This window comes from Parageobacillus sp. VR-IP, assembly GCF_013357975.1.
GTDB classification, from domain to species: domain Bacteria; phylum Bacillota; class Bacilli; order Bacillales; family Anoxybacillaceae; genus Saccharococcus; species Saccharococcus caldoxylosilyticus.
On the sequence record NZ_JABVYQ010000010.1, the window covers coordinates 21,417 to 33,865 of the forward strand.

The window sequence follows — 12,449 nt, forward strand, 5'->3', positions numbered from 1 at the left end:
TAAGTTGTCTCTACTTATATAGCATATTTTTCCGCTATGCCAAAATATCACTCTTCGCTTCTCTTTATAGCACTTTCCTGCTCTTTTCCTTTTACCAAATCAATACATGCCAAAAAGTCAGCACGCTTTATTTTACTACAAATCTTCTATTTCTACCACCGCCAAAAGAGGTATCTATCTGCCTATAAATTTCCTCTCACTCTAAACTCTTGGAAATTTTTTCTTCACAAAAAATCCGACGGGCTCTTCTTTGCGAGCCGTCGGACTGTTTTCATCATCATCGAGCGACAAGACCTCCTCTTCAGCCAAAGAAAGGAAAGTAATGAAAGAGATCAATTCACTTTTTTCACCGCACCTATCCAAGTACGCGCCATCAGCATATTGCCGATGGAATTCATGTGAACACCATCTGTTGTCAGTCTATATGGCGAACGCGCTTGTAAATAGGCGAGAAACGCCTGATGGGTAGGCACTAAAATACCTCGAAACCGCCGCGCCATTTTTTGCACAATTTTCACATACGGTTTCAGCTTTATGTTTCCTTCTGAATGAATATCCTCGCCGATAATGGTCGGCTCCATAAATATCAGCTGCGCTTTCGTTTTTTCCTTCGTTTGCACAGCCAGCTGCGTATATACCCGTTCAAATTGGTCCGGATATACTTGCTCCTTTTCTGGATGGTCGAGCTGGCGCCATACATCATTGATGCCGATCGAAATGGAAATGATATCTGGCTGAAGATCGATAACGTCCCGCTCCCACCTCGCCAGCAGATCAGGAATGCGGTTGCCGCTGACGCCGCGATTAACAACATCAAAGGAGCGGTGCGGATAAGCGGTAATAAGATAGTCGCGGATCAGCCGGACATATCCGTAGCCAATTTGTTCCGGGTCTCTCCATCTTCCCGATTCGGTAATGCTGTCACCGATGAATACGATTCTTCCTTCGAGTTTCATCTTCTTCCCTCGCTTCCTTATCGTAAAATGACGGTTTTAAATTCAAACGCATCGTAGCGGTGCACAGAAAGCGAATATTCAAACGCCTGTCCGTTATCTAAAAACGCAACCTGTTCGACTTCGGCAACCGGGTCATGCTCTTGCATGCGCAAATGCCTCTGTTCTTCCGCTGTTGATTTGCGGACGCGAATCGTGCGGTGGGCGCTTTGAATTTTCAGCCCCAAGTCTTCTTCAATATATTTGTAAACAGACGCTTCTAAATGTTCCTTTTTTAACCCCGTAATCACATGAATCGGAATATACATCGACTCAATGACCAGCGGCTGATCGTCTACGCAGCGAACTCGGCGAATGGCATACACAAACGAGTCTTTCTGGATATTTAAATAAGTCGCCACCCTTTCCGGTGCGCTGATGACAGAAAAATCCAAAACGATGCTTGATACTTTCCGGTCCGCGTACGTCGCGGTAAATCCGCGGAACTGATTGGACAGCGTCATGCGCTGCATTTCCTGCGTTTGAACGTCTTTGACGAACGTGCCCGACCCTCGCTTTTTGACAATCAGCCCTTCGGCGACAAGGAGGTCGAGCGCTTTTTTGACCGTCATTTTGCTGGCATGATATTTTTCGCATAGTTCCTTTTCAAACGGCAGCTGCTCGTTTTTTTTATATATTCCTTTTAAAATTTTACTCCTGATATCGTTGGCAATTTCCCTATATTTTGTCAATCCCATCACCTATTTAGAAAATGATTTTACAGAAGAGAATATTCCCTCTTCATGTGATCAATGGTAAATGTTCATTGCCCGCGTGTACAGTGGATGCGGAGAAAAGAAAAAGTATACATGATTGGTCGCTAGTCTATAAAAACTCCATGCAGGCATGTTAAGGCAAACTTTTTCTTATATTCCTACCTACTTTTACTATATAAATAATTTTTTAAAAAATATATACTTTTAATATAAAGATGGCTTGGTGCGTGTGGTTCTTGCGACGAGGTATTTATGACAAACGACTTAAATCGATTGCTGTGAAGATGGAACTTTCCTTTCGTTTGCTTTTGGTAATCCAGCGGTCGTATTGAAGAAAATGTTCTTTTAGCAATCGAAGACATTCATCCAAACATGGGCGGACTCCCGGTTACAGTCGTACAATCGGTCTAAATCCTCTTTGGATGCTGGAAGAACACTTTTTGGCCACGAAACAGGAGAATTACCTTTTCTCCTTGCCTAATTGGACGGTTTTATTAAAGGTATTTTATAAAAATACCCCTATAAATAAAAGAACCGATGCCCTTTTTCATGAAAGGCCATCGGATCTTTTTCGTCTTTCTTAACGCTCCTCACGATGATGGACGCAGAAAAAAGGGTGTCCCATCATTTTGCTTTTGGAAACACCCTCTGTGATGCTTATATAATATCGTCGTCGCCGTCAAACCAATCGCCGACATCCAGCATGTCTCCTAGGTCATGATCATCAAACGCATCCTCAACGACGTCCTCCAACAATTCCTCCGTTACCATGCCCGCAAGCATTCCGGCCGCAAATCCGCCAATCGCTCCCATCATGCTATGCCCACCATGATGATGTTGGTGATAAGGATGATGTTGATGATAAGGATCGTATGCGTGTGGAGCGGTATAAGGCGGCGCATAGGTAGTACCCATATGGAAGGAAGGGTTCTGAGCAGCTTGAACCGCTTCTTCGATTGCACGTTGCAACGCTTGAGCTGTTCCTTCCACATCGTCTAACTCTTCATAACGCAAAAACATCTCTTGTTTCATCTCTTTTTCACGTAGCCCAGCAAATCCGTTCCATACGTCTATTTCTAGATACAACCGAACCCCTTCCTCTTCGAGCAGGGCAAAAAATTCTACTTCCTGTACCGTTCCTCTAAACATGTCGGTCGGGAAGAAGGCAAATTCTTGGCCGTACGCACTTATTTTGCCCGAAGAAGGCTTCTCGCGGAAACCAAGTTTCGCAAACGCTTGAAACAATTTCTCAAGGGCTAACGGCGGAAGAATATGAATCGCATCCTGGTCAAAGGCGTCGGCTCCATCGGCAATATCCAAACGCGTCACAAATGTATAGCGCACACTATGACGGGTAATCGGCAGATGCAACGGTAGAACATAAGAAAACGGCAATACCTTTCTTTCCCCGGGCTGAATGGTAAACGCGGGAGCAACGGGAATGACGGCCACCGTTCGGCGATATGCTTTTCCATCAGACTGAACGGTGAGTTGCAGTTCCACTTCCAGCTTGCGAATTTGTTGTGCCACCGTCCCCCCTTCAATCAAAAATTCTCCTTCCAATTTTTCACCTAGACGTACGTGAGGACGGTGCAGCACAAGGTCTACTTTTGCAGCTCCTACTCCAAGTTTAGACAACAACTTTTTCCACATTTGTTCATCTCTCCTCATGGAAATATTGTTTCTATGAATAGTTACGAATATAACGGCCAAAGAGATTCAATATAATCCATCCTAAAGGCGACGGCTTTTAGGATGGTCAAAAAAATATTTTCGTGATGCCGAGGCAGATTAAAATCGCTCCAGGGATGACCGTAGCCTTTTTCACTGCCTTTGTCTTGGAGAGCAGATTTCCAGCTTTTAACCCTAAACCAATAAAAATAATATTTAATGTGCATACAAGCAAGGCAAGCAGCAATGGCGAATACCCTAAAAACGAGGCACTGATTCCCGCGCCAAACGCATCCATCGACAGCGCGAAACCAATCAATATCGCCTCTGTCATACTGATGCTTCCGGAACGGTCCAAATCCCCTAGCGTCGGGCGTTTTAGCACTTGAACGACGATGCCAAATCGCTCCAATTGAAACCTCCATACTTTAATGCGAGGCGGAACCGCCACCAACGGCTCAATCCTTTCGTGCTTATCCTCTTTTTTAACTACATTATAAATCGCCCAAATGCCAAGGGCAATTAATATAGAGGAAGCCAGCCATCGCTCCGCCTGCACCGGCAAAAACAACAAAAGAACGCTGCCGACATACATGGATGACAATAACATCGCGCCGGACATGCATGCGATGACGAGCCTTGAGCGAAGCGGAAATTGAATTTTCCTAATTCCGTATGTCACCCCAACGCTTAAACTGTCCATACTGACGGCAAAGGCTAACATGATCATTGATATATATTTCCACATTATTCGTTCCTCCTGCGTTACTATATGCAATGATTCACACAGGGGGAACTTTTTTTGCCCATTCGACACATGTCGATTTCCAAGGAAATATTTCTGCTTCTGTCGACACATTATTCCCGTAAATGATACGGTAATGTCGCAATGACAATGTCCTTTTTTAGAATCAAGAAAAAGCGCAAAATAATCGCCGTTTGGTTATGCAAAAGCGTATGCCACCATTTTTTTACGATAAATTGCGGCATTAAAATCGTAATCGGCAAACCATTCGCTTGTTTTTCCACCTCGTTAATATAGTCTAATATTGGAGACAGAATCGTCCGATAAGGAGAATAGATCACCTGCAATGGAATATCGGGATAAAATTTTTCCCATTTTTCTCTTAGCTTTTGTTCCTCCTCCTCGTAGAAAATTACAGAGATCGCCTTAATATCGTTGGAGATGCTGCGTGCGTACTGCACTGATTGCGCGACTACTTTACTTACCCCTGAAATCGGAATAATCACTTTCGGCTTTAACATTTTTTTGCGACGTGCCCACTCCGGTTCGTCCAGTTTTAGCTGTTCTCCTAATTTTTCATAATGATCGTGAATGCGGTAAAACATCCACACTAATAATGGAATGGCGACAATGACCAGCCATGCGCCTTGCGTAAATTTCGCCACCACTGTAATAATGGTGACCAGCCCCGTTACAATCGTTCCTGCCCCAATGGTCAGAATCGTGGTCGCACGTCGCATTTCTTTATCTTTCCATATTTTCTTTAGCATTCCGCTTTGGCCGATCGTGAACGAAAGAAACACACCGACTGCATACAGCGGGATCAGTGAGTGAGTTTCACCGTGAAATGTAACAATCAGCACGATGGCCAAAATACTTAGCAGAATAATTCCGTTCGAAAATACAAGACGGTCGCCGCGCGCCGCCAAGCTTCTCGGCAAAAATCGATCGTTGGCAATAATGGAAGCCAGCTGCGGAAAACCGGCAAAGCTTGTATTTGCGGCCAGTACTAAAATAAGCATCGTAATCATTTGAAATAGGTAAAAGAATATACTATTCCCGAAAACATGATGGCCAATTTGGGAAATGACCGTCTTATGTTCTAATGGCGTCACACCAAACCCTGCCGCTAAAATGGTAATTCCTAAAAACATCATCCCTAATAAAACGGACATCCATCCCATTGTTATGGCTGCATTTTTTGAGCTATTCGGTCTAAATGCCGGGACACCGTTGCTAATGGCTTCTATCCCTGTCATCGCCGAACATCCTGATGCAAATGCTCTTAATAAAATAAACACACTATAACCTGAAGCAAAAAAATGTGCAGCAGAAGCATGCTCTTTGTAATTAAACCCATGCCATCCTTCATGACACAGCTGCCATCCCCCTACAGCAATAAGCACTAACACGAAAATAATAAACAAGTACGTTGGGTACGCAAACACTGTGGCTGACTCGGTAATTCCACGCAAGTTTAAAATCATCAGCAGCAATACGAGCGCTACTCCGATTTGTACTTTCCACGGCAGCAAGCTTGGAAACGCCGACGTTAACGCCGCCACGCCTGAGCTAATGCTGACCGCTACAGTAAGAATATAATCAATCATTAATGCCGCGCCGGCAACGAGGCTGGTCGCCGTTCCTAAATGATCTCTAGCAACTACGTAAGCTCCGCCTCCGGACGGAAATGCGTAAATAATTTGGCGATAGGATAACGTCACAAGCAGCAGCAGCACTAAAATGGCAACTGCAATCGGCAGCGAATAAAAAAACACGCTCGTTCCTAACAACATTAATACTAATAAAATCTCTTCCGTTGCGTACGCAACCGATGAAAGCGCATCGGATGAAAACACGGCTAAAGCCTTCCATTTTGGCAACTTTTCGTGTTTTAGCCGTTTTGTTTCCATCGGCGAACCAATTAGCCATCGTTTCAAAGAAGCCATCGTTCTATCTCCCCCTTACGTATTACCTTTCCTTTTTCATCCATCATCATTCAAAAAGAAAAAAACCGTTGAGAATGTACTCAACGGTTAGATTAGGCGAACATTTCCCTTTACATCCCTCCCCAGAACGCTTACGAGGTTAGCTGTCGGGTTAGGGCATGGAGAGATAGCCCTTCCTTTTCAGGATTCACCCCAAGTAACGGACGTTACAACATTGGGTCCCCCGCTCCATTAAGGATTCAGCGATTTCCCTATATAGTGTTGCATTATAGCAGCTATATTACTCGCTTCTTGTTTCCCTGTAAAGGAGCAAAAGGAAAGAAGTGAACACGATTTGGCTCATTTTATCTTTTCTTTTTCTTTCTTTCTCACACTTTTGCTTATTTTTGCATTCTTGCTTAACCAATCATAATTTTCCCTTTTGGATAGCGGAACGGATCCGGCTTGCGATGCAATGTTACAGCGTAAGCGATCGTTAATGGCCCGACTCTTCCCGCAAACATCGTAAATATAATTAACACCTTTCCGAATGGAGATAGCTCCGGTGTCAGTCCCATAGACAATCCTACCGTGCCAAATGCCGACGTTGCTTCAAATAAAATCATTAAAAAGTCTTTTCCTTTTTCCGTAATCGTTAACAGCATCGTTACAAACATAACGATAAACAAACCGCTGATCGTTACGGTTAACGATTTATAAATCGTATCATACATAATCCGCTTTTTAAAAAAGACGACATCCTCTTTTCCTCGTATTTGCGACCAAACCGCTCCCAATAATGTCGCAAAAGTGGTCGTCTTGATGCCGCCGCCAGTTGAACCGGGAGAGGCGCCAACAAACATAAGAAATATAATCAAAAACAATGTCGGCTGCGTTAAATCAGGAATATTCAACGTATTCGATCCAGCCGTTCTTGGTGTTACCGCCTGATAGAAGGAGGCCAAAAACTTGCCAAGCGGAGATAATGGCCCGAGCGTTTTTGGATTATGAAGCTCAAACAAAAAAATGAGCAGCGTGCCAAATGCTAACAAGAGGCCGTTCGTTACGGCGACGACTTTTGTATGAAGGGAAAAGCGGCGCGTCTGCCGATATTCGTACACCTCATTTATGACGATAAAACCAATGCCACCTAAAATAATAAGGGCGCATACAACAAGCGTAACAACTGGATCTTCCACGTATCCTGTTAGACTTCGGAAATCTCCCATTAAATCAAAACCTGCGTTATTAAAATTGGAGATCGCATGAAACATCCCAAAATAGAAAGCCTTTAGCGGCGGCATATCAAATGCAAAACGAATGGCCAATACAAGGCCGCCGATCCCCTCAATTATTACCGTAAAAATTAATACCCTCTTCACTAAACGGACGATTCCCTCGAGTGTTAAATTATTCATCGCTTCCCGAAGCAATAACCGTTCTTGCAACGAAATCCGCTTTCCAAGCAGAAAGGCAAACATCGTTGCAAATGTCATAAATCCAAGTCCGCCTACTTGAATAAGCGCTAAAATAACAAGCTGCCCAAATAGGGTAAACGTCGTTCCCGTATCAACAACCACTAATCCCGTTACACATGTAGCCGATGTTGCCGTAAATAACGCATCTAAAAAAGACAATCCTTTTCCATCATTCGTCGCCACTGGAAGCATTAACAACATAGCACCGATGAAAATAATCACGGCAAATCCAGTCACCAATACTTTCGGTGGGTCTAAATAATATTTCCGTGCCGTGGTCATCCTAGTATCCCTTCCTCTTTTCTTCATTCTAATTTCTACATAGTTACAGGTTATGCATAGAAAAATATACCAAAAAACAGCAAAATCCGGTACATCCAATTATTTTTTATCATAATGCGTCACTCGCTTAATAAAATGGTTAGAGGGCATGGCCGTTCAATTGGACAGAATTTTTTCCATAAACGTGAAACCATTTCCTTTCCACTTTCGTCTATATAAAACAGAAAGAAACGCTTGGCAAATGGCAGAGAAAGGGGGGACAGACAGCGAGGAAAGCGAAAATAAAGTGGAAATAGAATAAAAACATTCCATTGACTTTATATAAAATAGGTATTATGCTACTTGACGTGGAGATTTTTCAACGTAAAATAATGACAGAATGCCTCGCATGCTGCACGCGGCACTTTGTGCAGCTGTTGTTCATATATGTATATGTGCTATCCATTGCACTAGGCGTTCAAATAATAAACAAGGAGGCGAAGAGAACGTGAAGAGGATTGGTGCAAAACTGTTAAACAAATACCGTTCTCTCCCTAACCAATATATTGTTTTTTTTATTTTTGCTGTATTTTTGTTTTGGATGAAAACGTATGTAGCTTATCTAGCTGAATTTAATCTGGGCATCAGCAATTCCATGCAGGAGTTTCTGCTGTTTATTAACCCGATCAGCTCTGCTGTTTTCTTTTTAGGATTAGCGTTATTGGCGAAAGGAAAACGAGCGTATACATGGCTCATTATTATTAATTTCATCTTATCGTTTATTTTATACGCCAATATTGTATACTACCGTTTCTTTAGCGACTTTATTACATTTCCAACACTCACGCAGACGAAAAACTTCGGCGATCTTGGCGGAAGTATTTGGGAATTGCTCAAGTGGTACGATATTTTCTATTTTTTAGATACGATTATTTTAATAGCGATTGTCGCTTCGAAACGTTTCTCCCTGCCAGCGGTGCAGGTCGGACGCTACAAAAAAAGCATTGTGTTCGCGACTGCTGTCCTCATTTTTACCGCGAACCTTGCGCTAGCTGAAGTGGACCGCCCGCAACTGCTGACAAGAACGTTTGACCGAAACTACATCGTGAAATATTTAGGGGTCTACAACTACTTAATTTATGACGCTGTGCAAAGCATGAAATCTTCGACACAGCGCGCGTTTGCGAATAAAAGCGATATTACAACGGTTTTAAACCATGTACAAGCAACATATGCGAAACCAAATCCGAAGTATTTCGGTGTCGCAAAAGGAATGAATGTAATTTACATTCATTTAGAATCGTTCCAAAACTTTTTGATTAATTATAAATTGCATGGCCAAGAAGTAACTCCATTTTTAAATTCGCTTGTGCATGATCCGAACACCTTTTACTTTGATAACTTCTTCCATCAAACCGGTCAAGGGAAAACATCGGATGCAGAGTTCATGTTAGAAAACTCGCTGTTCGGCTTGCCACAAGGAGCTGTGTTTACAACCAAAGGACAAAACACGTATCAAGCAGCACCGGCAATTCTCCGCCAGTATGGATATACGTCGGCGGTGTTCCATGGTAACTATAAAACGTTCTGGAACCGTGATGAAATTTATAAATCGTTCGGGTTCGATCATTTCTTTGATGCAAGCTACTATGATATGAATGACCACGATGTGCTTAACTATGGATTAAAGGACAAACCGTTCTTTAAAGAATCGATTCCATTGTTGGAATCGTTGAAAGAACCGTTTTATGTCAAATTTATCACGCTATCAAACCATTTCCCTTATCCAATTAGCGAGGAAGACGCAACGATCGAACCGGCGGATACAGGCGATGGCTCGGTAGACCGTTATTTCCAAACCGCCCGTTATTTGGATGAAGCGGTAAAAGAGTTCTTTGATTATCTGAAAAAATCCGGCTTATACGACCGTTCCGTCATCATTTTATATGGTGACCATTATGGAATTTCCGAAAATCATAATAAAGCAATGTCGCAACTACTAGGAAAAGAAATTACGCCGTTTGAATACGCGCAATTACAACGAGTTCCTTTGTTTATCCATATTCCTGGCGTCAAAGGCGGCGTTATTCATAAATACGGCGGACAAATTGACTTATTGCCGACAGTTCTTCACCTGTTAGGCATTGATACAAAAAATTATGTCCATTTCGGTACAGACCTGTTGTCGCCGGAACATCAGGAAATCGTGCCGTTCCGCAACGGCAACTTCGTCACTCCGACCGTAACGGCGGTAAACGGAAAATATTATGATTCGAAGACGGGCGAACCGTTGAAAGAAACTCCAGAAATTAAACGAATGGAACAAATTGCCCGTACGAAACTGGACCTTTCCGATAAAGTCGTATACGGTGATTTGTTGCGGTTCTATACTCCGAAAGGATTTAAGCCGGTCGATCCGTCCAAATACAATTACAACAATAATCGCAAAGATAAAGAAGAGGGAAGCGGCGAATAACGCTTTCCTCTTCTTTTTTATGCTTTTAGTAATTCAATTGCTTTTTTGGCGTTAACATACCCCGCTCCATATACATTAGGGTCAAGCCCTTTCCATAGATCAGTACCTTCTTTTAGGGCCTGTTTAATTTCATCTGGTGCGGCATTTGGTTTATGCTGCAGCATTAAAGCAACAATGCCCGCGCAAATCGGTGTCGCCATGGATGTTCCTGACATGCTCGTATAATATTGGTCGATGCGACTTTGTTTCTGATATTTGTCCAACGTGGATCTCGGCGCGCGCAGCGAAATGATATTGACTCCCGGCACGACAATATCAGGCTTTGTCACCCCGTAATTGGTAGGCCCGCGGCTGGAGAAATCGGCAACTTTATCATCCGCCCTTGTCTCGGCCGTATCAAGGTCATCGAGGGCGCCGACGGTAATAATTTTATCGCTGATTCCTGGACTAGAAATCGTTCTATATTCCGGCCCCGCATTTCCAGCTGCAGCACAGACGACAATGCCATGATCCCATGCCTTTTCCACCACCTGCACAAGCGGATCGTCATTTTCGGCAGGAAACGGCTGCGGTTCGCCGCCTAGTGACAGTGAAATAATATCAATCTTGTTGTTTGGATTCGTTTCATTATATTGGATGCACCATTCAATTCCGCGAATGATTGTATCAAGGGTGCCAGCTCCTGCCTTGTTCAGCACTTTTACTCCTACCACATTTGCCTCATATGCCGGCCCCGCATACAATCCGGAAGACATGCGGCCGTTTCCCGCCGCATCGCCGGCGCAATGGGTTCCATGTCCATTATCATCGTACGGGGCAGTACGCCCATTAACAAAATCGACAAACTCAATAATCCGTCCTTCCAAGTCCGGATGCGGATAAATTCCTGTGTCAACAATCGCAATCGTTACCCCTTTTCCGCTTAACGTTGTCCCGTTCACTGTCACATGTTTCGCATTCGCTGATGGAACAGCATTATTCAATAGCGCGCTTACTTTTCGGTTTAAGTATACTTTTTTCACATCGGAGCGCTGTAAAATTTGCTCTAACGCTTGCGGAGTCACCTCGGCACTGCACGAAGGGATATAACGGAATTGATGATGAATTTTCATGCGAAAATGTTGTTTTTCGATTTCCTTGAGAGCGAAAATACCATCCTCATCATGAAAATGAATGATGACCGGAATTTTTTTCGTCTTTTTCATCCATCTTTCTAGATGTTTATGAATAATACACGGAGTATATATAAAAGGCTTATACATACTTACCATAAAATGACGCAAAGGACGGTCTAATTTATGTGCGTAATTACGCGCTAGCTGAACAATAGAATATCCGTACATTCGATCTCCTCCTCTAGTGAAACCTTGATATACTCTATGAAAAAGGAGGGGATTGGCAACGGCTTGTATCTTGAGACAAACCAATCAAAAAAGCCTATCGCACTTCACAAAGTGCGATAGGCTTTGCTACACAAACTCATCTTTTCACTCGTTCCATCTCTATTTTATTAGCCTTTTCTAAATAGTATTCTACTTGTTTCAATACATTTTCCTTGTCTTCATAGACACCGATTTGTTTCCCATCGACAATGACACGAATCAAATCGTTCGCATCTGACTTTTTTGTTAAGTGGAATGCTTTCGCTAACCCATTCACATGCCCTCTTGCGATCGTTTGCAGAAAAGCAGGATCTTTCAACTTTTCCGCGTCTTCCTCTCGATCGACAAATCCGTTTTCCGTAAGCACCGCTGGCATGGCCGTTTCTCTTAGCACGTAAAAGTTTGCTTTCTTTTTCCCGCGGTCGCGGAATCCTGTCGCCCGTATCACTTCTTCGTGAATGATATCGCGAATCCGCGCTGTTTTGGAATGATCGGAAAGTCCTTCATAAATATAATCCTCATACCCCGTTCCTCCCCCAGCATTTACGTGAATGGCTAGATAAACGTCGGCACCCCAGCGGTTCGCTTTTGCCGCCCGCTGACTTAATGGTACAGCCGTATCGCTCGTACGGCTTAACTGCACAGAAACGTTTTCATATTCGTCTTGCAATATGCGTTGCATCTCCAATGCAATGGATAACGTAATATCTTTCTCTTGCAGCCCGTTTCCAACCGCGCCTGTATCTTTGCCGCCATGCCCCGGATCGATAAAGATTTTGGGCATGTTTTCACCTCAATCT

9 protein-coding genes and 1 riboswitch are annotated in these 12,449 nt (G+C 43.3%); of the genes, 1 reads left to right on the forward strand and 8 read right to left on the reverse strand.

Annotated features, from left to right (window positions below):
- Positions 1–332: 332 nt before the first annotated feature.
- The 6 genes from HT574_RS17715 to HT574_RS17740 all read right to left on the reverse strand — a co-directional run bounded on the left by HT574_RS17715 (position 333) and on the right by HT574_RS17740 (position 7,812).
- The gene (locus HT574_RS17715) at positions 333–956 is read right to left on the reverse strand and encodes an SGNH/GDSL hydrolase family protein (protein ID WP_175245618.1); all 624 of its coding nucleotides are present in this window, start codon (positions 954–956) and stop codon (positions 333–335) included.
- A gap of 17 nt (positions 957–973) precedes the next feature.
- Positions 974–1,684, reverse strand: coding sequence for a GntR family transcriptional regulator (locus HT574_RS17720; protein WP_175245619.1), 711 nt, complete (start codon positions 1,682–1,684; stop codon positions 974–976).
- Positions 1,685–2,365: 681 nt separating this feature from the next.
- Positions 2,366–3,361 (reverse strand): sporulation protein, encoded by a 996-nt coding sequence (locus HT574_RS17725; protein WP_175245620.1) that lies wholly within the window; start codon positions 3,359–3,361, stop codon positions 2,366–2,368.
- Positions 3,362–3,467: 106 nt separating this feature from the next.
- The gene (gene ytaF / locus HT574_RS17730) at positions 3,468–4,127 is read right to left on the reverse strand and encodes a sporulation membrane protein YtaF (protein WP_175245621.1); all 660 of its coding nucleotides are present in this window, start codon (positions 4,125–4,127) and stop codon (positions 3,468–3,470) included.
- 110 nt (positions 4,128–4,237) lie between these two features.
- A complete protein-coding gene (locus HT574_RS17735; protein ID WP_175245622.1) occupies positions 4,238–6,073 on the reverse strand; it encodes an APC family permease in 1,836 nt (611 codons plus the stop codon).
- A 113-nt stretch (positions 6,074–6,186) separates the two neighbouring features.
- Positions 6,187–6,328, reverse strand: a riboswitch (cyclic di-AMP (ydaO/yuaA leader).
- Positions 6,329–6,471: 143 nt separating this feature from the next.
- Positions 6,472–7,812, reverse strand: coding sequence for a TrkH family potassium uptake protein (locus tag HT574_RS17740; protein WP_175245623.1), 1,341 nt, complete (start codon positions 7,810–7,812; stop codon positions 6,472–6,474).
- 508 nt (positions 7,813–8,320) lie between these two features.
- On the opposite strand from HT574_RS17740, the gene ltaS reads away from it, so the two are divergent.
- The gene (gene ltaS / locus HT574_RS17745; RefSeq protein WP_217499603.1) at positions 8,321–10,267 is read left to right on the forward strand and encodes a lipoteichoic acid synthase; all 1,947 of its coding nucleotides are present in this window, start codon (positions 8,321–8,323) and stop codon (positions 10,265–10,267) included.
- A gap of 17 nt (positions 10,268–10,284) precedes the next feature.
- Here the strand turns inward: ltaS and HT574_RS17750 are convergent, their stop codons facing one another.
- Together HT574_RS17750 and HT574_RS17755 are read right to left on the reverse strand one after the other, a co-directional pair.
- Positions 10,285–11,610, reverse strand: coding sequence for a S8 family peptidase (locus HT574_RS17750; protein WP_175245624.1), 1,326 nt, complete (start codon positions 11,608–11,610; stop codon positions 10,285–10,287).
- A 136-nt stretch (positions 11,611–11,746) separates the two neighbouring features.
- Complete coding sequence (locus HT574_RS17755) at positions 11,747–12,433, reverse strand: N-acetylmuramoyl-L-alanine amidase family protein (RefSeq protein ID WP_175245625.1); 687 nt, start codon at positions 12,431–12,433, stop codon at positions 11,747–11,749.
- Positions 12,434–12,449 lie beyond the last annotated feature (16 nt).

Bases quoted from the DNA above. Each gene is read 5' to 3' on its own strand.
- HT574_RS17715 (WP_175245618.1), bottom strand. From the start codon at position 956: ATGAAACTCGAAGGAAGAATCGTATTCATCGGTGACAGCATTACCGAA.
- HT574_RS17725 (WP_175245620.1), bottom strand. From the start codon at position 3,361: ATGTGGAAAAAGTTGTTGTCTAAACTTGGAGTAGGAGCTGCAAAAGTA.
- ytaF (WP_175245621.1), bottom strand. From the start codon at position 4,127: ATGTGGAAATATATATCAATGATCATGTTAGCCTTTGCCGTCAGTATG.
- HT574_RS17735 (WP_175245622.1), bottom strand. From the start codon at position 6,073: ATGGCTTCTTTGAAACGATGGCTAATTGGTTCGCCGATGGAAACAAAA.
- HT574_RS17740 (WP_175245623.1), bottom strand. From the start codon at position 7,812: ATGACCACGGCACGGAAATATTATTTAGACCCACCGAAAGTATTGGTG.
- HT574_RS17750 (WP_175245624.1), bottom strand. From the start codon at position 11,610: ATGTACGGATATTCTATTGTTCAGCTAGCGCGTAATTACGCACATAAA.
- HT574_RS17755 (WP_175245625.1), bottom strand. From the start codon at position 12,433: ATGCCCAAAATCTTTATCGATCCGGGGCATGGCGGCAAAGATACAGGC.